Consider the following 20,434-nt stretch of genomic DNA (forward strand, 5'->3'; position numbering starts at 1 on the left):
GTCAACTTTGATTTTTGTTGGCGCAGTTTGGCGGTAGGAAAGAAGGCTTTTTGAGCTGTACCTTTGTACTTTAATGACCAGAGGACAAGTAAAGTTTGGCGGTAGGAAAGAAGGCTTTTTGAGCTGGACAGAGTTTTTTCAAAAATCAAATGTGAGTCTTAAACCTTGTACACCTTAAGAACCGTAGTTTTGTAGGTTGGGTGCAGCAATCGCGTAACCCAACATAAATATATCTTTTAAAAAACTCTAAGTCTCAATATAGATGAGGTTTATATACATAAATTTGCTAAAGAAAAAGGCAAGGTTATATAAATTTATATTTTATTAACTAACCCTAAATTAAATAAGGCATAACCCAAACTTAATCAAAATAAAATACTTTTTCTTCAGCATTATGTAAGTAACCAAATCATCCTCATGACATTTTCAAGACGTAAATTCTTTGCAGTAGCAGGTACAACTGCTGTCGGCACCTTGATGGTGTCTCCTATGAAGGGTCTTCTTGCCCAACAAGCCTATGGATCAAGATATGCCATAGGATATGGGCCACTTTTATCAGATCCCAATGGCTTGTTAGATTTACCAAGGGGATTTCGGTATCAAGTTATATCTCGCACAGGCACTCTCATGAGCGATGGGAGTTTAGAGCCTAGTAATCATGATGGGATGGCAGCTTTCCCTGGGCCCAGAAACACAATAATCCTGGTTCGCAATCACGAACTTAGCAATACTTCTGGTACAAAAGTACAAGTGCCCAATCCCTACGATCCTATTTGCAAAGGTGGCACTACAACTCTGATTGTTGGACGCGATCGCAAACTGATCAAAGAGTTCAGTTCTCTTGGTGGAACCATTCGTAACTGTGCGGGTGGTCTAACTCCTTGGGATTCATGGATTAGCTGCGAAGAAGATACAACTATAACGACTGCAACGAACGGAGTCACGAAACCACACGGTTATAACTTTGAGGTTCCAGCTAAAAGCACCTCTCCTGTTGAACCAGTACCTCTAGTTGAAATGGGACGGTTTAATCATGAGGCTGTAGCTGTAGATCCTAAAACTGGAATTGTTTATCAGACTGAAGATAGAGGAGATAGCCTGTTCTACCGTTTTATCCCGAAACAGTATGGCAATTTAAAAGCAGGAGGCACTCTCCAAGCTTTGAGGATCAAGGATAGACCAGAGGTTAACACCACAACCGGTTTTGTAGTCGGACAGAAATGGGATGTAGATTGGGTAACTATTCCTGAGCCAAACCCCACTACTGTAGATAATGTCAGAGTCCAAGGTCGGACTTTAGGTGCAGCCCGGTTTAACCGTGGGGAAGGCATTTATTATGACGGCAACAAGGGCAAGAAAGACAAAAACGGCAAGGATGACAAGAAGAGCAAAGGTGAATTTTACTTCACTGCTACAAGTGGTGGCCCTGTAGGGGGTGGTCAGGTCTGGCGCTACATTCCCGGTGAAGAGACAATTGAATTGTTTGTCGAGTCTCAATCTAAAGATGAACTCGATATGCCTGATAACCTAGTCGTAGCACCTTTTGGCGATCTTATCCTCTGTGAAGACGGAGGCGGTGACAATTTCTTGATAGGTGTTACTCCCAGTGGTGAAATCTACAAATTTGCGCGTAATGCCCTCGAAACTGGTGAGTTTGCTGGAGCCTGCTTCTCACCCGATGGTGATACTTTGTTCGTTAACATTCAAAGCCCTGGTATTACTTTAGCTATCTGGGGCCCTTGGACAGGTTATAGAGGTTATAGAGACTAAAATCAATGTCAGCGATATAGTAGCGATGCCTGCGGCGGCTACTATATCGCTGAATTATCCTTGGTAAAAAGACAAGGGGAGGGGAATTATCTTTCCCTCCCCTTGTCTCTTTATTGACATCTTGAGAGTACCGCCTGAAAATGACCATGCAAGAATTGCTATTTGCTGGGTAAATTGGGATATAGAACCAGAAAATTTTCTGTGTAAACTTGACCAGCAAATGGTAATGAAAAACTATTATCAAGATTTTATAATTCGTGATTGGGTCGCAAGCGATCGCACCAGAGCCGCCGAAGTCATTAGTTATGTATTATCAGAATACGGTCTGGGTTGGGAACCCAACGGCGCTGACCGAGATGTATTGCGAGTGGAGGAATATTATTTAGCTACTGGGGGGGAGTTTTGGGTAATTGAACACCAAAGCCAGTTAGTAGGAACTGGGGCATACTACCCCATACACCGAGGTGAAAAAGCTGTAGAAATCCGCAAAATGTATCTTTTGCCCAGCATTAGGGGTTTGGGATTAGGAAAATATTTGTTACAACAGCTAGAAGCAGCGATCGCAAAGCGTGGTTTTGGACAAATTTGGATTGAAACCGCCAGTGTTTTGGTGGAAGCAGTCAAGCTGTATGAAAGCAACGGCTACACTCCAGCAACGGGAGTAGAAACAACACGCTGCGATCGCGTGTATTTTAAGCCACTGGTCATTAGTCATTAGTCATTGGTCATTGGTCATTAGCTAAGAACAAAGGACAAGTGACAAAGGACAAGTGACTAATGACAAAGGACAATTCTAAAATGCACACTTGGATTAAAAATCTCACAGGCTTACTCAATCTTTTTCTCCAATCCCATTGTCCACTATGCCAACGCGCAACTTCCCAAGAATTTTGTCAGAACTGCACCAGGCAACTGCAAAAATGTCAGCGTAAAGACCCGATTTCGCTATGGAAAGAGCCAATACCAGTGTTTGGCTGGGGGGAGTATGGTGGCCCAGTAAAAAGAGCGATCGCGGTGATGAAATACGAAAATCAACCCCAAATAGCTCGTCCTTTGGGTCAATGGTTAGGAGAAGCATGGTTGTTAAATTCACCTAAGCGAGATAGCCAGCCTGTGGTAGTTCCCATTCCACTGCACCCTAGTAAGCAAAAGCAGCGTAAATACAATCAAGCTGGACTGATTGCACAAAGCTTCTGCGAAATAACTGGATTAAAATTGAAACTAAACGGTTTAGCCAGAGTCCGAGAAACTGAAGCGCAATTTGGTTTATCGGTATCTAAGCGAGAAAAAAACTTGGCTCAAGCTTTTGCTGTCGGACAAGAATTTCGCGATCGCCCCCCAAATGTTCCTGTGCTGTTAGTGGACGACATTTATACTACTGGTGCTACTGCCAGGTCTGCTGTGCAAACTCTTCGTCAGTATGGAATAGTGGTCTTAGGATTAGTAGCTGTAGCTACTGCCGTTAAAGACGGATAAATCCAAAATTAATGAGCTAAATTGAACATATAAGCGCATAAATCGACCGAATTACTCTATTTTTGTGGAAAAAATTGCTTGAAATATATGAATAAAGTTTTTGCGGCGGGTTTAAAACAACTCATGATTATTCCTGCCACATTGCTGGCAATAGGCGTAAGTACAAGCGCAGCTTTTGCTCAAAATAAGTTGTATAGTCCCATACCTTTATCTAACAGTACTGAAATTAATGATAGCCTCTCAGATAAAGACATTCCCACAGGTCAAGGTGGGTTTGCTCGTGATTACACGGTGAAGTTACAAAAGGGCGATAATTTAGCAGTTGACTTGTCATCTGAAAATTTTGACAGCATCATCACATTGCTAGCACCTGATGGATCGACTGTGGCAGAAAATGATGATGGCCCAGATGGTAGTAGCAATTCCCTACTATTTACCCGCATCGTAGAGACAGGGAATTATGTGATTCGTGTCCGGTCTTTTGGGGAAACTGGGGTTGGGGCTTTTAAACTCAAGGTGACAAAGCTGCAACCGATTAAATGAATTGGGAATTGGGAATTGGGAATTGGGCATTGGTTATTCTCCCTCATCTCCCTCACTTCCCACTCCCCCACATTTTAAAAAACGGTTAGTACGCAGAGAAATAAGGCTTCAGTCCACTCGACGACTGCGCCGTAGGTATCTCCAGTGTGTCCGCCTAATTTGTGGTTGAACCATGCACCGGTTAAAGTAGCGATCGCACTTCCAGCAACTATCATTGCCAGTGCGAGAAATAATTGCTGTTTATCTATCAGCACAAGTAAACCACTCAAACCCAACAGCAATAACAATCCTGGTAATAAATCTTTGTAATAACGAATGGCTTGTTTGTGAAATGCACCTTTGCCGGTTGGTTTCAGATAAGGATATCGTGCGATCGCTACCTGTTGTCCCCAACGTCCCCAGCCACAAGCAGCCATCAGCAGCAAACAACGGTTTTCTGGCATATCTGTTAAGGCTGTGATTTTGAGCAGCACCAAGGCGATCGCAGTCATTGCTCCAAATGCACCTGTAGCACTATCTGCCATCACCTCCAGCCGCCGATTTGGGTCGCCCACTGCTAAACCATCGGCAGTATCCATTGCCCCATCTAAGTGCAGTCCTCCAGTTATGCCAATCCAAATACTTACTACCAAAGCACTACGAGTTAACACTGGCATCCCAAGATAATCCATCCCCGTATCCAGTAACCCTAAAATTCCCCCAATTATCAACCCTACAAGCGAAGCAAGACGTGCCACTCCCTGAAAATCTAATCCGTTCAAATACGGCAACGGAATACTTGTGTAAAATATAATACTAGCTGCCAGCTTGAACAGCAGCTTTTTCCACCACTGTTGCTGTTTCGTCATCTTAGTTACATTAATATTTGGTTAATGGCTGGATAATCATCATAATTTGACTACAATTAAACATCAGTACACTTTAAAGCTTTAGATAAGATTTACTTCTGTTAGAGATTATTACTGAAAATTTTGTTATGCTTATCTAAGTAGTAAATAAAATTTTTTGGGTAGTTTTTTATACAAAAAACAAACGATTCAAGAAACTAAAATTCCATCAAGAATCAAAATTTGCGTTTTGTATTCGTTAACTAAAAACTTACTCTAAATTGTTAGACGATTGCCCCACAAAATTGATATTTTTTTAAATGTAGGGAGTAAACAAGCTATTCAATTTTGACAGTTTAGCTATGTTATCGCTCTCCTTAGCTCAATCGCTATTTTCCTATGAGTCACCATCTACCCGACACCAGGATACCAGCTCCGTGCATTATTAACACGGGCATCATTGTGAATAAGCTCGACATCCGGCGATTGCTGGCAGATTTAGGTCGAGTCCACTACATCTACACCCAAGAAGATAAGGTACTGAGCCAGGGTGAAGGGGATGTGATGGAAGTTTTTGCTAATCCACAAAGGTCTACCTTAGTGGCTAATCATGCGCTATATCTAAACGTTTGTAGTTTTGATTACTTAGAACTCAAACAGTCATCGCAACAAGAAACTTACTTCGATTTAATACAAGAAGGAGTGTGTCTGCGGTTGATTCCGCGCTCAACCCCCATACAAGAGCGACGAGAGCGAACTTTCAATGTCAGCGCCATAGAAGCGATGATGGAGCAAGTCCTCTCAGCCAGATGGGATGCAGAAATTGACGATGACTGTTCTGATTCTTTTTAAAATAGCGACTATTATACCAATTTGATGTGAGGCTGCGCTTTATAAGAGGCAGGGGGCAGGGGGGCAGGGAGAAAGGTACAAAACCTCATCCTAAATGGCATGAAAGCACCCCTGCTCCTTTTCTGACGATGGTTGTTAGTGCAGCATCTAAGTAGAGAAGCTACATCCCAAATGATGTGGTTTTTGTTTTTCTCCTCTGCCCCCCCTGCTCCCCTGCCCCCTGCCCCCCTGCTCCCCTGCTCCCCCTGCCCCCTGCCCCCCTGCTCCCCTGCTCCCCTGCCCCCCTACCTATTCATGAATTGCCCCTACGTCGTATAGTTTTGCGTAAGTCTTAATAGGCGCATCTTCAAAAATCTAAAATGGCATGAGTGCGAATTTTTCCTTTGAATGTCTTGCTTGCTGTAGTCAGACAAAAGCTAGAGCTGGAGTGTTTTTCACTCCTCACGGGGTTGTAGAAACCCCCAGATTTATGCCAGTGGGTACGCTGGCAAATGTCAAAACTATTACCCCAGCCCAGCTACGAGATACTGGGGCGCAAATGATTTTATCCAATACTTATCATCTTCACCTACAACCAGGGGAAGCGATCGTGGCTGGGGGTGGTGGATTACACAAGTTTATGGGTTGGAATGGCCCAATGCTCACAGATTCCGGTGGGTTTCAGGTGTTCAGCTTAAGCGAGATGCGGAAAATTACTGAAGAAGGTGTAACTTTCCGCTCACCACATGATGGACGAATTATTAACTTGACACCAGAACGCTCTATTGAGATTCAAAATACTTTGGGGGCAGATGTGATCATGGCCTTTGATGAGTGTCCCCCCTACCCAGCGACTCGCCAAGAGGTTGAAACTGCTACTGAACGGACTTATCGCTGGTTAGAACGCTGCATAACGGCTCATCAAGGTAGTGAGCAGGCTTTGTTTGGGATTGTACAAGGGGGCGTGTATTTGGATTTGCGTTGTCAGGCGGCTGAAGCTTTGGCTAAGTTAGATTTGCCTGGATATGCCATTGGTGGCGTGAGTGTGGGAGAACCGCCAGAATTGATGGCTCAGATTGTAAAAGTGACAGCACCGCTTCTACCACCCGAAAAGCCGCGTTATTTGATGGGTGTGGGTACTTATCGGGAAATGGCGATCGCGATCGCATCTGGTATAGATTTATTTGATTGCGTAATTCCCACTCGCTGGGCGAGACATGGAACGGCAATAGTCCAGGGCGGACGCTGGAATTTAAAAAATGCTAAGTTTCGTGAAGATTTTACGCCGTTAGATGAAACTTGTCCCTGCTACACTTGTCAAAATTTTAGCCGTGCTTACATATCTCATTTGGTGCGATCGCAAGAAATTTTAGCTTATACCTTGTTGAGCATTCACAACATTACCGAGCTAATTCGCTTTACCCAGCATATTAGAGAAGCAATATTAAGCGATCGCTTCACCACAGAATTTGGCCACTGGCTCAACGAAGAAAGTCGAGATGAGGAGTGGGAAGTGGGGATTGGGGACTAGGGATTGGGGACTGGGGGTAGATAATGACCAATGACCAATCCATGTTAAGATACTTCTCAATTATGAAAGCTGTGTTGGATAGGTGGATTTAAACAAACATGGAAGCAGCACTTTTATTAGCAAAACTGCCTGAAGCTTACCAAATTTTCGATCCTTTGGTAGACGTTCTCCCAGTCATCCCTGTATTCTTCTTGTTGCTTGCTTTCGTTTGGCAAGCAGCTGTGGGATTTAGGTAAGTTAATCTATTTTTCAATTGAGTAGGACAGGTAATATACCTGTTCTATTTTTTTGTGGCAATATGTTTTATAAACTTAACATTTATTAATATTTTGTAATGTTTTAATATAATAAACAAGATGTGAATCAAGCCATGTCAATATGAAGCCTTGAAAGCCAAGCTTAGAGTCAAGGAGGAATAAATTATGGGTAATATCAAATTCGTTAAAGAGAATAAAGAAGTAGTAGCGGCAGATGGTGCCAATCTCCGACTCAAAGCCATGCAAAATGATATTGATATATATACATTCATTGGCAAGATGACCAATTGCGGTGGTAATGGTCAATGTGGTACTTGCATTGTTGAAATAGTCGAAGGAATAGAAAATCTTTCCCCACGCACAGACGTGGAAAATCGGAAATTCAAGAAAAAGCCAGAAAATTACCGCCTTGCGTGTCAAACTTTAGTGAATGGCTCAGTCAGCGTAGTCACAAAGCCTTAAGTTTTTTGGGATCATCCCTGGTTAGCATTTGAGAAAGTAAAAAATTTGGGCTAACTCTGTCATTGATAATGGTATCCTAATGTTGTTGACTGGAAAACTAAGAGAGGCTTTCTTGCCATGCAAGTTAATGACCTGGGGTTCGTAGCGAGCATTTTGTTCGTATTAGTTCCCACTGTGTTTTTACTAATTCTGTACATCCAAACTGCTAGCCGTCAAGGTGGAAAAGATAGTTAAGAATTTGTGTATAAAATAAATAACCCCTGCACTAGTAGTGTAGGGGTTTTTATTTATAAACCACTAATTGATTGCTGTATGTGGCGCGGCATTTAGCCTGTGTTGGTTAGTAAAGACAAAACAAATCTTACTTATTTATTATCCTATTACAACATTTTTTATACTCAGTATTGTTGACTTAATAAGCTATAGTCCGCGCCAACAATACCGGACAAGTGGCATTGACTCGAACATAGTCAGACAAGGAAGATCCGATGAGTCGGTCTATATCAACAAAACTCTTAGCAATAGACGGACGACGATCTGGAGAGCCTAGCAATAATAAATCTATATTCAACTCCTCTGCCAACCGACAAATTTCTTCACCAGGTTTCCCACTGCTGATATAAGTACGAGATTGGATACCTTGTTTTTGAGCTTCTGCAACTGCGGCTGCTAAAACTGGATTTTTATCTGAGTTAACCTCGGTTATTTCCGATTTTTTACCACCTAAATCTGTACTAATATTTGCCAAAATTAACTGGCCTCCCTGAATATCTCGCAGTAAAAACAGTGCCAATTTCAAGCAGTTTTTTGCAGAATCAGAGTTGTCTATTGCCACCATAATGCGCTTAATTCTTTTCACATAAATATCATCTTTTACCAACAACATGGGGCGAGAAGATAGCTGGAAAACATACTGACTAACTGAGTTCGATAAAATAGATTGTAGTCGCTTCAGTCCGCGTGAACCCATAACAATCAAGTCAGCGTCGATTTCATCAGCTACTTGGCAAACTACATCTTTGGGGTCGCCTTCGCGCAAAATTGAAGAAACCTGGCTAGGATCTAAGTTCAAAGTTTGAATAGCATTAGCCAAAATTTTACCACCATTTTCCCATTTAGTTGTCATGGTAGCAGCAGTATTTTGTGCCTGAACAACATGCAAAATTGTAACTTTCGCAGATTCAATTGAAGGGATTTCTCTAAGAGTTTTGAGCATTTCTTCTGCGTGTCCCAATCCCGATACAGTCAGCAAAATTTTGTTTATCATCTTACGCAATTGTTTTTAAGTTTACTTTTGTTTTCGCTTTTAGTTTTTGGCTTAGGTCGGATTTTCACCACCTCGCTTGATAACCTAGTTAGTAACTTGGCACAAATAAACTTTGTTTTTTAGTATTTAATACTTAAAAAAATGGCAAAGTACAAAATACTCAACAAATATTTAAGTTTGTTTGCACACTAATTACTTAAATTGTCAACTAGACTTCAATTGTTAAGCATACTCTCAATTTAGCCTGATGAACTTAATAAAATATGATGTTAGTTATCATTGTTAATCTATATTCACTTTTTTTAATTAGAAGTTAGTTAAGTATTGCAAAGAAATTTCCAAATAACTTTTAATGAATATTGATTCGTTGTAGCCTTTAGCAAGCGATCGCTTGTAGGTTGAATATTATAAAGTTATATTTAATACTAATAAATATCTCTCCCTGGTTTTACTACGTAAAACCGTCCCTCTCCGACTCGGAGAGGGAGAGATTTGAATTCTAGTTGAAGTCAGGAAGAGGTTGATCGAACTCACCTTAACTTAGATGCGCTCCTGGTTGTCCGTTTTGGACTGTAAACGAAGCTAGGGTTTTGACGGAGGCATTTAAGTCAACGATGCTTGATACAACGCGGTAGTCAGTTTGCCAGCGTTGTGGCGTAAGGTTGCAACGGACGTATCCTCGGTAAGCACCATCAAAGAACTTAGTATGAGGATTGTTGGGTAGAGCAGCTTGAACTGGAGCAATAAATGATGTGGGAAAGTCAGAGGTAATTGAGGTTCCGACGAACTCAGTGCCTACCGTTGTTGAGTTGGGGTTATTAAAATCAAGCTTCAAATCGTGTACCCAACTAGAATGGATATCTCCGCTAATTACCACAGGATTAGAAGGTTTACGCTGGTTGAGAAAACTTAACAGTCGATTCCGTGCAGCCACATAGCCGTCCCACTGATCCATATTGAAGACACCGGGGCCTGAACTACTATTAAAATTGTACTGGCCGAACATAACCTGTTGAGCAATCACATTCCAGCGCGATCGCGATTGATCTAACCCTTTTCGTAGCCACTGCTCTTGTTCTGAGCCGGTCATAGTGGCATTTGGATCAAAAGCTTCTGGGCAGCGAGGCTTCAGTCCATCATTACAAGGTTGGTTAGTGCGATACTGCCTGGTATCTAGAACGTTGAACTCAGCTAAATTACCGAAAGTCAAGCGACGATAAAGCAGTGCATCAGGACCCTTGGGCAGCGAAGACTGACGGAGGGGCATGTGTTCGTAATAAGCCTGGTAAGCACTAGCTCGGCGTTTCCTAAAAGCCTCTTCGGTTTGGTTGTCTTCGGGGATTAAGTTGGCATAGTTATTGTCAACTTCATGATCGTCCCAAGTGACAATCCAGGGAAAAGCAGCATGAGCAGCTTGGAGACTCTGGTCTGTTCTGTACAGAGCGTAGCGATCGCGGTAGTCTGCAAGAGTGATGATTTCTGGACTGTTATGCTGGCGCGGCCCACCAGATTGTGGCCCGTATTCGTAAATGTAATCACCTAGATGAACCACAAGGTCGAGGTTTTCTTCAGCCAGATGCCGATAAGCCGTATAGTAGCCATTTTGCCAGTCTTGACAGGAGACAAAAGCAAAGTTTAGTTGTTTGGTATAGCTATAAGATGCTGGTGCTGTGCGAGTCCGCCCAATGGGGCTCACTTCCCTACCCACTTGAAATTGATACCAGTACCAACGGTCAGGGTCTAATCCACGCACATCAACATGGACTGAGTGCGCTAACTCTGGTGTTGCCAGCACTGTTCCTCGCCGCACCACCTGTCTCATGTTTTCATCAAGGGCAACTTGCCACCGCACTGGCACATTTACCAATGGCATTCCCCCTCCAGAAAGTGGATTTGGAGCCAGCCGTGTCCAGATAACAACACCATCCGGCAAAGGATCGCCAGAGGCAACACCAAGACTAAACGGATAACCAGAAAACCTTGAGCTAGCTAATACCGGATGCAACTGGCTAGCAATTGTTAACCCAGTTAAGAATCCTGCACCCAACAAAAAACTCCGCCGTCTGCACCGATTTGCTAAGAGGCGTGTGCCATCCATAAGTTCCATATTCACCTCTACCCAGATGTAAATACAAGGAACTTAGCAATCCAGGATCAAGCAGAAATTAAGATTTTGTTAAGTTTAAGATTGGGCATTGGGAATTGGGAATTGGAATTGGTTATCAATAATTATTCTTCTCTGCTCCTTATCTCCCCATACCCCATTTCCCATTCCCCGTTTAATTTAAAACCTACCATTTCCCTGAACAATGTGCTTAACGGTGGTCAAAGTTTCTAAGCTGATAAATCCTCGCCTATGACCTTTTTGGTTAGACATACCAAGAAACACTGAATCTCCCCGCGAGGGGTTGCGGGAAAAACGCGGGGAAGTGTTGATATAGGTAGAGGCGCTATTAACTCCCAAGGCAAACTGCCGACTTTCCTGGTAGGATTCAGTCACGATGGAGTCAGCATGACCACTGCTGTATTCATTAATCCAAGCGATCGCACCCTCTAAGCTATCCACTAGTTTAAAAGCTACTGTCTTTGTTAAATAAGGATTTCCCCATTCGCCCTCCTTCACCAGCTGCAACTGGGGAAAGGCTTGTACTAGTTCTGCATCCCCTCTAATTTCAAAGCCTTTTTCCATCAAGCTGTTCCACAGAACTGCTAAGGATGATGGTAAGGCTTGACGATGAATGAGTACCTTTTCAATGGCATTGACTTGATCGGGTTCACTTTGATGGCTATCAAGAATCATCCAACGTACCATTTCTAAACTGGAATTTAGCGACCAGTAGAGATAACAGTTACCCATCGCGGACTTTAAGACTGGGCAAGTTGACTGTCGTACTACCTGCTGTACCAAGCTAGAACGTCCGTAAGGAATAACTAAATTCACGTACTGGTCTTGGGTGACTAAATCCCGAATTGAAGCACCATGTTCGGCTGTGATCAGCTCTACACAGCCCGGAGCTAGACCAACTTCTGCGATCGCATTTTGCAGTGCTTCAGCGATGGCGGCGTTGGAATGGCTAGCTTCAGTACTGCCTTTGAGAATTATACTATTGCCAGTTTTAATACAAAAACCTGCTGCGATCGCCCCTAAATCGGGAAAGGCTTCATAAATAAATCCAATCACTCCCAAAGGCATTAGCTGGGTGTAACTCTGGGAATCTTCCAGTTGATAATCAGCCGTTCTGACGCGCCGTAGCGGATCTGATAATTCCCCTAACCGTTGTAAAACGTCTACTGTCATCTCTAGCCTTGTGGGAGTCAGCTTTAGCCAGTCCAATATCAACTCTGGCACTGCCATTTCTCGACTGGCTTCTAAATCCAACGTGTTGGCTTCTAGAATGTCGTCAAATGAGCGCTCAAGGGCTTGTGCCATCGCCAATACTGCACGACTTCGGTCTGCTCCCTTGGTGATCCCCAACTTTAGGGAAGCTTGATAGGCTCGTTGGGCGCTAGTAATCGGTTCGGGGTGGTCATCTAAAACTTCAACAGTCATTGAGTTAACGTCTGTAGGTAAGCCAGACCATTAATGCTGGCAGAATAGCTAATAGCACCGCCACCATTGCCCAAGCAATAATGCTGGAACCATTTGCTAATCGCAGTGCTAATGGCAGCCATATAATCACTAGCACGAAAATAATGCCAAGTGCTATAGGCAGATAGCTTTCTCCCAAGCGGGGATGGACAACGTGCCAACTATTTCCCATCCAACGCCAAGCCCGTTTGTAGGGATAGGTGGTAGAAAGCTGTTCTAGGACATGACCATTATCTTCTACAACAAAGATTTGCTGACAGCGATCGCAACCAAATGCTTCTGTCAACGTAATCGGAATTAACTGACCCCGGCGACGACAGGGACAGGGGTATTCAGCATTGAAATCTATTTTTTCAGGTTTTTGAGATTGCACAAGCGTTCTAGTAACTTGAGCGTGTTTTACACGAATTACGACAATATAATCCTTTGGTAAATGCAATAGAAGCTTCTGCTACTATTAGGTTGCTCTCTTTATATACATATACTGGCAATACAAATATTGCCATGATTGCAAACAGTAGATGCAGCGGACTCTAAGTATCCTAATTTTCATATCAGTACGGAGTTTTTATTTGTAGTCTTTCCCCGAAACTGACAATCTTATTTAAAATTTCCTTCTACTAGATAAAATCTAGACAAAGCTAGATACAAATTGACGTTTCAATGGGAGCATAGGAGCGGTTATCCCTTAATGTCGAGACACGATTTAGCTATTCGTGCATAAGTTTCAAAATGTTTAGATGTATTTAACACTTCGGCTACGCTCAGTGTGAAATCTTAATCAGCACACTGCCGACATTTATGACATACATCAACCTGTTTTAAGAGACTAATACCCTTGAATTCCCCCATAGTTTGAACAAGTTTTACTAGATGGGTAAAATCTATCCACAAATAAATAGTTCCACCATATCTAAATTACTTTATATTCTAACTATCTATGAAATTCATAAAAATTCGGAACGATTCACAGGAATACAGCGCGAATCGCCAAAAACTTCAATGCACCCTAAAAGTACTAAACCTCTTGAGATTTTTAACTTCAAGAGGTTTTAGTTGGAAGCGGGTGACGCGATTCGAACGCGCGACATTCACCTTGGCAAGGTGACGCTCTACCACTGAGCTACACCCGCAATCAATTGCCATATATCAATATCTCAGATTTATCCCTAATTGTCAACCCCTTTATTTAGTGACTTAGTCATTGGTCATTGGTCATTGGTCATTAGTGAATGACAAAAGACAAATGACTAATGACATGCCCTAGTCGAGTTCTTCTGACTCCGCCGTTAAATTACCGATGCTGGCACTTTGAAAAGAGGCTGGCAAAGACTGGCTACCACGAGAATATGGCTCTGCTAGGTTAGAACGCAATTGCCGCATGAGACTTGCCATTTCTAGGGCATTCAGGGCATAATCCCAGCCATGATTACCTTTGATGCCTGCCCGTTCTAAGGCTTGCTGCATAGTGTCTACTGTCAAAATGCCAAAAATTACTGGCACTCCAGTTTGAAAGCTAGCGGCGGCAATGCCTTTAGAAACTTCGGCGGATACATAGTCAAAATGGGGTGTTTGCCCGCGAATGACTGCACCTAGACAAATTACAGCATCATAACGATGGGAAAGTGCTAGTTGGCGAGCTACTAAAGGTACCTCAAAACTTCCCGGAACCCAAACATAGTCCACCTGATTACCTTGGGGGTTAGGATCTACACCGTGGCGTTTCAAGCAATCTTGACATCCCTCTAGCAGCTTTCCGGTAACAAGGTCATTGAATCGACCAATCACCACTGCAAACCGCAAAGGCTCCGTTTGGGTAAAAGTTCCCTCGAAAACTGCCATGACTGCCTCTTAATCAACTATAGTTCTGGCCAATATACATTTCTTATTTAAATGTAGAGGAGCAGGAAAGCAAGGTCATAAAAAAGGAAATCGGAAAAAATTTCTCCTTTTTTCCTTTGGTCTTTGACCTTGACTTTTCTGCCCCTCTAGTTCTTATATTATGTGCCTGCGCCAGAGCAAAGCCGTCGTCTACACGACAAAAAAGTTTAACAAACCAACTAAAAATACCAAAGCAATCCAGACGGCAGAACCAACCCAGAGTAGTTTTTTAGATTCAACCCAATTTTGGGGAGTAGCGTAAGCAACCGGAACGCCTACAACCAGGACAAAGGACAATAGGACTAGACCTATCAAGGCAAATTGGAATATTATGGTCATTTTTGCTTCTCCCAATACAGCGAAATACTAAGGATAGAATATCCTAAAGGGCGACACTGACACTTTCTTATTATTTTTAAGCTAGCAGAAATTGCAACATTTTAGTCATTTGTCCTTTGTCTAAGTACCGATGACTAATGACTCTTAATATTATGGATTTAATTCTTTGCCACACAACCGCAGATTTTGACGCACTAGGAGCAGCAGTAGGGTTAACGCGCCTACTACCGGGAAGCAAAATTGTGCTGACTGGCGGTTCTCATCCTCCTGTGCGGGATTTTTTAGCATTGCATCGGGATGAATATCCGCTAATTGAACGCCGTTCGGTGAATCCAGAAAAAATTCGTTCTCTGAGTGTGGTGGATACGCAACAGCGCGATCGCTTGGGTAAAGCTGCTGAGTGGTTAGATTTACCCCATCTTGGAGAGATTATAGTTTATGACCATCACTTAGGGCAAGAGTCAGATATTCCCGCCACGCGATCGCATATTTCTTCAGTTGGAGCCACCACAACTTTAATTGTGGAGCAATTGCAACAACAGGAAATTTCCTTGACTCCTGCCGAAGCAACTGTTATGGCTTTGGGTATCCACGTTGACACCGGCTCTTTAACATTTGACCAGTCCACGGCACGGGATGCCTTAGCTTTGGCTTGGTTGATGCAACAAGGTGCGAGTTTATCAGTAATTTCTACCTACCGTGACCCTGGCTTGTCTTTGCAATTGCAGCAGTTATTAACTGAGGCGTTGGAAAATTTAGAATATCTTTGCCTGCATGGATATACAGTTGCTTGGGTAACTCTAAAAACAGATGCTTTTGTGCCAGGGCTATCGAGTTTGGCTTCAGAACTTGTGGAATTAACCGAAATTGATGCCATTCTGTTGGCTAATGAGTATCCCTTGAGTGAAAGTGATTCACGGTTAACTGTAATTGGGCGATCGCAAATTCCCAAAACAAATCTTAACCTATTATTCCAACTTCTAGGAGGCGGCGGTCATTCTCAAGCCGCATCACTAAATCTAAGAGGAGTTGATTCACAAGCAATATTAAAACAACTCCTTGACGGAGTAAAAGCCCAAATTCCCCACCCCCTCACTGCGAGGGATTTGATGTCCTCTCCTGTTCGCACCATTCTGCCTGAAACTACAATTGCTGAAGCACAGCGCATTTTGTTGCGTTATGGACACTCTGGTTTATCTGTAGTCGATAAAGGGCAACTAGTAGGTATTATTTCGCGTCGGGATCTTGATATTGCCTTGCACCACGGATTTAGTCATGCGCCAGTCAAGGGCTACATGACCACAAATCTCAAAACAATTACACCAGATACAACACTGCCACAAATAGAGTCGCTAATGGTGACTTATGATATCGGACGCTTGCCAGTACTGGAGAATGAGCAGTTAGTTGGTATCGTCACTCGTACTGATGTCTTGCGGGAATTACATCAGGAAAGAGATGAAAACGGAGAAGAGGGAGAGGAGGAGAGACAGAAAAGTAATATTAATCTCCCGAAATTGCAAAATAAACTTGCTCCTCAGTTATGGCAATTACTCACCATCGCATCGCAAGAAGCCGAAAAACGGGGTTGGCATCTTTATCTCGTTGGGGGTGCAGTGCGGGATTTGCTGTTAGCTGAGACAGCAGGTAGCTTGATGATTAAAGATATTGACCTAGTAGTTGATGGCTTTCACAAATCAGCAGATGTTGGCGCTGGCGTGGAACTAGCAAAAGCACTCCAACAACTTTACTCTGCGGCTCGTTTAGAAATCCACGGGGCTTTTCAAACTGCTGCTTTGTTGTGGCATAAAGACCCAGAATTAGATTCTCTTTGGGTAGATATTGCTACGGCTAGAACAGAGTTTTATCCTTACCCGGCGGCGAATCCAGAAGTTGAGGCGAGTTCGATTCGTCAAGACTTATATCGTCGAGATTTTACCATTAATGCGATCGCTTTGCGGCTCACCTCTCCCCGCTCAGGCGAATTACTCGATTTCTTTGGCGGTTTACTCGATTTACAAGAAGCTAAAAAAATTCGGGTTTTACACCCCAACAGCTTTATCGAAGATCCCACCCGCATTTATCGTGGCGTGCGTTTTGCCGTGCGCTTCGGATTTGAAATTGAACCGCAAACTGAAGAATTTATTCGCTATGCCATCAACAGTGGCGTTTACGATCGCACTTCTCAAGAGAATACCAAAACTCCAGCCCTGCAAACTCGACTGAAAACAGAATTAAAGCACATCCTAGAAGCCCCATACTGGAAATCAGCTTTGCAGTTACTCGATAACTTAGGAGCGTTGCAATGTATCCATCCTACCCTTAAGCTAGATGGGTTACTCTTGCGACAATTACGTTTGTTAGAACGTTGTTTACGACGATTTGATGCTGAACAAACTCTCATTCACTGGCAAATGCGTCTAGAAGCATTAATCGCCCACCTACCGCCTGAATATCGGGTGAAAGTAGCACAGAATTTGCAATTACAAGACGATAGCATTGTTAGGTTGAAAAACTTAGCCCAAAGCTTTAGTCAAGTGATGGACTATTTACCCACTTTTGAACGCCCAAGTCAAGTAGTGCAGTTGTTGGGACAGTACGACTTACCAATGCTGATTTTAATTGCTTTGCAAAGTCCGCGATCGCTTAGACATCGAATTTGGGAATATTTAACAGTTTGGGCGAATGTACAGCCACTTTTGAATGGCAATGATTTAAAGAAACTTGGTTACAAACCAGGGCCACAGTATCGGCAAATATTAGATGATGTAGTTGCTGCTACCTTGGATAGAGTGATTAAAGATAGGGCTGAGGCTGAAGAGTTTTTAGCCAAGCATTATCCCCTGTAATTTATATTTCACAGATATGGTTTTTATGCAAACACAAACATCAAAAAAATACTACACTCCAGATGAATATTTACAACTAGAGGAGACATCAGAATCCAAAAATGAATATAGAGATGGAGAAATAGTTTCTATGCCTAGTGGTACGACTAATCACAATGAAATTGCTCTGAATTTTTGCACAACTTTTAAATTTATGATGCGGGGTAAAAATTACAAAATATACATGGGTGATGTCAAATTGTGGATACAGCGTTATCGGATTTACACCTATCCAGATGTGATGGTTATTTTGGGTAAACCAATATATGAAGGAAATGGCACTACCCAAGTGACAAATCCTTCAATTATTGTAGAAGTCTTGTCCAACTCAACACAAAACTACGATAGAACAAATAAATTTAGATTTTATCATTCCATTCTTGAACTACAAGAATATATAATGATTGACCAATATGAATATCTGGTTGAGCTGTTTACTAAAAATGCTAATAGTCAATGGGTATTAACTGAAATGGATGCGGCATCAAATCGTTATGGATTTATTTTAGCAGTATTGTAGTTAGCGATCGCACTACATTAAGGGGCAACAAAAAAAGCGATCGCATTGTTAAATTAGACAGAAAAAAAGAGACTATGGTCTTATTCTGCTCACAAACGAGACAAAATACCCGACTTTGGAAATAATTTAGATATCAGTTTGATTACGGTTTGATTAAAGATTCTTCAGACTGGCAATATTTAGCAATTAATTTGCGTCGTTTTAGAGGTGAATAAAGCAGCATGGAAAGTGCTGGTAAACTGGTTCCGGTTAGTGATAATAAAACTAATGGATTAAGAAAGCCTGCCATTATCCCAGTTCCAAAACTAGCCCCAAATCCCAATGTTAGTAGTATTAGTACAGTTGTAAATGAGTCTTCAGCCAAATCTATAGCCCGATTTATAGCCCGATTTATAGGCATACCTACAGCCATACTCCCAGCTATAGCTATACTCACGATACCCACAGTCCCACCCACAGCCATACCTACAGCTATACCCACAGCTTTAATCGCAGCAAAAGCTACAGTCCAACCTACAGCTATAACCACAGCAAAACTTACAACCACAACCACAGCCACAACCACAGCCTTAATCACGGAGCCTGTTATCTTTAGTTGCTCATAACCCACCCAAGACGAATACATAAGTAAGCTAATACCGATATACAGAATCCCCCCATATCCATAAGTTTGTAACAACAAACTCGCAACCGCACTTGCAGCATAAGTAATAAACCCAATTGTAAACACAGCTACTACTACAGTCATTAAAAACAGTCTAATTAAATCATCAGAGCGTATCTTTCGCTTTTCAATCGGTAAAGCAGCCGTCTGCACTTTCACTGTTAAAGTGTGAGTCGCTGGATAGGCATTACTATGCAATATAAGTTGACGTTTATACTGCTTATCCGCCATCAATTTACTCGTATCCACCTCAACCTGACACCGAGTATAATTCACATTAAATTGAGTAGGTGTCAGCGAAATCCAAGCATGATTATCTGGCGTATGCGGTGGGTCATGAGGATGGGGTGCAACTTCCCATCTACCTTGTAGTAAAGTATCTGATATGGGGTTCTCAATAGTAATACTTTGTGTTAGCTTTTCCCCCAATTTGTTTGCTTTGAACTCCAGCACTGTTTCACTGAAATCAACTTCAGGTAAACGAATAACATCAAGTGGCTTGAGTGCTTCTAAAGCTGATTGTGCATTAGAAAAACGGTTTTTATGTAGCGGTTGTACTATCTTTGTCAACCAACCCAGAAACCGTAGACTCAACTGAGGTAAAAGATGCTGAAACTTAATTAAATATGGATCTTCTCGATCTTGCAATTGATCTATTTTTGTTGATTTGATTCCTGTCAGTAAGCAAATCAACGTTGCACCCAAAGCATACAAGTCTGTAGCGTCTGTTGGTTTAAACATTTGCTCTGGCGGGATAAAGCCAGGAGTACCTCTAAATACACTACTTGCTGCAACTTCCTGGCTGCCAATACGAGCAAAACCAAAGTCAATTATATAGACATTGAGTTGCTCATCTACTAAAATGTTTTCCGGTTTGATATCTCGATGAATTATCGGCGGAATCCGATTTTGCAAATATACGAGAATTCCTAAAGCTTTAACTGCAATTTGCTTAATTTCCTCTGGTGCAAAGCTGCGGGTTTCTGCTAAAGATGGGGCATTGATATATTCTTGAACTAGACAAAAGCCATCAGGTCGATCAAAAGAACTCAGATAGTGGGGAATACCACGATGATTAAGTTCCTGTAGAAATTGAATTTCTTTTTCGTAAGCCTTAAACCCCGACCAACTCGAACCAGCTTGAGCAAAACAAAACTGCTTCACTACCACCTGTTCCCCTGTATCAACTTTTGATGCTAGCCAAGTAATCCTTCCTCCTTCCCGATTACGTCCCAATTCTCGCAAAACTTGATAGCCGTGTTCGCTGAAATCTGGATATGGATAGCTATTCATAAGTTCAAGGGCAATAAGTAAAATATCCCAAATCTTCTGTGTAGTACGCAAATACACTTAAATTAGCAGGGATAAATCAATTAATCAATATTTTTAACAATAGTTACAGGTGCGGCACATCTCTATCAAAATTTCTCCTGAAACTCTTCCCTCTACGTTCTCTGCGCCTCTGCGGTTAAAAATCTTTATTAACCACAGAGGCGCAGAGAGTATAGAGAAGAAAAAAGCGATTCGCGAATTCTATTCACCAAGGTTGAAGTCGCACATCGCGTCAGACAAATCTCTAACTCCTCAGC

Annotated in this window: 19 protein-coding genes and 1 tRNA gene; 11 read left to right on the top strand and 9 right to left on the bottom strand. The window is 42.3% G+C overall.

The window, feature by feature from the left end; genetic code table 11:
- Positions 1-417 precede the first annotated feature (417 nt).
- From FBB35_RS17675 to FBB35_RS17690, 4 genes are all read left to right on the top strand, one after another.
- A complete protein-coding gene (locus FBB35_RS17675) occupies positions 418-1,770 on the top strand; it encodes an alkaline phosphatase PhoX (protein ID WP_174710749.1) in 1,353 nt (450 codons plus the stop codon).
- Between the two features lie 226 nt (positions 1,771-1,996).
- Positions 1,997-2,488 carry a GNAT family N-acetyltransferase gene (locus FBB35_RS17680; RefSeq protein ID WP_174710750.1) on the top strand — a complete coding sequence of 164 codons (492 nt, stop codon included), beginning with the start codon at positions 1,997-1,999 and terminating at the stop codon, positions 2,486-2,488.
- A gap of 80 nt (positions 2,489-2,568) precedes the next feature.
- The gene (locus tag FBB35_RS17685) at positions 2,569-3,246 is read left to right on the top strand and encodes a ComF family protein (protein WP_174713684.1); all 678 of its coding nucleotides are present in this window, start codon (positions 2,569-2,571) and stop codon (positions 3,244-3,246) included.
- Positions 3,247-3,333: 87 nt separating this feature from the next.
- Positions 3,334-3,789: a PPC domain-containing protein gene (locus FBB35_RS17690; protein ID WP_174710751.1), complete on the top strand. Its 456-nt coding sequence runs from the start codon at positions 3,334-3,336 to the stop codon at positions 3,787-3,789.
- A gap of 74 nt (positions 3,790-3,863) precedes the next feature.
- Here FBB35_RS17690 and cobS read toward each other — a convergent pair whose 3' ends face one another.
- Complete coding sequence (gene cobS / locus FBB35_RS17695; protein WP_174710752.1) at positions 3,864-4,637, bottom strand: adenosylcobinamide-GDP ribazoletransferase; 774 nt, start codon at positions 4,635-4,637, stop codon at positions 3,864-3,866.
- 378 nt (positions 4,638-5,015) lie between these two features.
- Here cobS and FBB35_RS17700 point away from each other — a divergent pair, with 378 nt between their 5' ends.
- The 5 genes from FBB35_RS17700 (at position 5,016) to psbM (ending at position 7,931) form a co-directional block, all read left to right on the top strand.
- Positions 5,016-5,468, top strand: coding sequence for a hypothetical protein (locus tag FBB35_RS17700; RefSeq protein ID WP_174710753.1), 453 nt, complete (start codon positions 5,016-5,018; stop codon positions 5,466-5,468).
- A gap of 364 nt (positions 5,469-5,832) precedes the next feature.
- Complete coding sequence (gene tgt / locus FBB35_RS17705) at positions 5,833-6,978, top strand: tRNA guanosine(34) transglycosylase Tgt (protein WP_174710754.1); 1,146 nt, start codon at positions 5,833-5,835, stop codon at positions 6,976-6,978.
- Between the two features lie 98 nt (positions 6,979-7,076).
- Positions 7,077-7,214 (top strand): photosystem II reaction center protein K, encoded by a 138-nt coding sequence (locus tag FBB35_RS17710; RefSeq protein ID WP_006195022.1) that lies wholly within the window; start codon positions 7,077-7,079, stop codon positions 7,212-7,214.
- A 186-nt stretch (positions 7,215-7,400) separates the two neighbouring features.
- Entirely contained in the window at positions 7,401-7,697 is a 297-nt protein-coding gene (locus FBB35_RS17715) for a 2Fe-2S iron-sulfur cluster-binding protein (RefSeq protein ID WP_174710755.1), read from the top strand.
- A gap of 117 nt (positions 7,698-7,814) precedes the next feature.
- Positions 7,815-7,931 (top strand): photosystem II reaction center protein PsbM, encoded by a 117-nt coding sequence (psbM, locus tag FBB35_RS17720; protein ID WP_012407089.1) that lies wholly within the window; start codon positions 7,815-7,817, stop codon positions 7,929-7,931.
- Positions 7,932-8,109: 178 nt separating this feature from the next.
- Here the strand turns inward: psbM and FBB35_RS17725 are convergent, their stop codons facing one another.
- The 7 genes from FBB35_RS17725 to psbZ all read right to left on the bottom strand — a co-directional run bounded on the left by FBB35_RS17725 (position 8,110) and on the right by psbZ (position 14,773).
- On the bottom strand, positions 8,110-8,964 hold the full coding sequence (locus tag FBB35_RS17725) for a universal stress protein (RefSeq protein WP_174710756.1): 855 nt from the start codon (positions 8,962-8,964) through the stop codon (positions 8,110-8,112).
- Between the two features lie 535 nt (positions 8,965-9,499).
- Complete coding sequence (locus tag FBB35_RS17730; RefSeq protein ID WP_174710757.1) at positions 9,500-11,071, bottom strand: alkaline phosphatase; 1,572 nt, start codon at positions 11,069-11,071, stop codon at positions 9,500-9,502.
- A 177-nt stretch (positions 11,072-11,248) separates the two neighbouring features.
- On the bottom strand, positions 11,249-12,514 hold the full coding sequence (locus tag FBB35_RS17735; RefSeq protein WP_174710758.1) for a glutamate-5-semialdehyde dehydrogenase: 1,266 nt from the start codon (positions 12,512-12,514) through the stop codon (positions 11,249-11,251).
- Positions 12,515-12,518: 4 nt separating this feature from the next.
- Positions 12,519-12,926, bottom strand: a complete 408-nt coding sequence (locus tag FBB35_RS17740) for a hypothetical protein (protein WP_041565838.1) — start codon at positions 12,924-12,926, stop codon at positions 12,519-12,521.
- 688 nt (positions 12,927-13,614) lie between these two features.
- Positions 13,615-13,686: transfer RNA gene (locus FBB35_RS17745), tRNA-Gly, on the bottom strand.
- A gap of 130 nt (positions 13,687-13,816) precedes the next feature.
- On the bottom strand, positions 13,817-14,395 hold the full coding sequence (gene ribH, locus FBB35_RS17750; RefSeq protein WP_174710759.1) for a 6,7-dimethyl-8-ribityllumazine synthase: 579 nt from the start codon (positions 14,393-14,395) through the stop codon (positions 13,817-13,819).
- A gap of 189 nt (positions 14,396-14,584) precedes the next feature.
- On the bottom strand, positions 14,585-14,773 hold the full coding sequence (gene psbZ, locus FBB35_RS17755) for a photosystem II reaction center protein PsbZ (protein ID WP_012407095.1): 189 nt from the start codon (positions 14,771-14,773) through the stop codon (positions 14,585-14,587).
- A 152-nt stretch (positions 14,774-14,925) separates the two neighbouring features.
- Between psbZ and FBB35_RS17760 the strand changes: the two genes are divergently transcribed.
- Positions 14,926-17,622 carry a CBS domain-containing protein gene (locus FBB35_RS17760; protein WP_174713685.1) on the top strand — a complete coding sequence of 899 codons (2,697 nt, stop codon included), beginning with the start codon at positions 14,926-14,928 and terminating at the stop codon, positions 17,620-17,622.
- Positions 17,623-17,647: 25 nt separating this feature from the next.
- Complete coding sequence (locus FBB35_RS17765; RefSeq protein ID WP_174710760.1) at positions 17,648-18,181, top strand: Uma2 family endonuclease; 534 nt, start codon at positions 17,648-17,650, stop codon at positions 18,179-18,181.
- Between the two features lie 142 nt (positions 18,182-18,323).
- Here the strand turns inward: FBB35_RS17765 and FBB35_RS17770 are convergent, their stop codons facing one another.
- Positions 18,324-20,138: a serine/threonine-protein kinase gene (locus FBB35_RS17770; RefSeq protein ID WP_174710761.1), complete on the bottom strand. Its 1,815-nt coding sequence runs from the start codon at positions 20,136-20,138 to the stop codon at positions 18,324-18,326.
- Between the last annotated feature and the right edge of the window lie 296 nt (positions 20,139-20,434).

It is taken from the genome of Nostoc sp. TCL240-02 (assembly GCF_013343235.1).
Lineage (GTDB): Bacteria > Cyanobacteriota > Cyanobacteriia > Cyanobacteriales > Nostocaceae > Nostoc.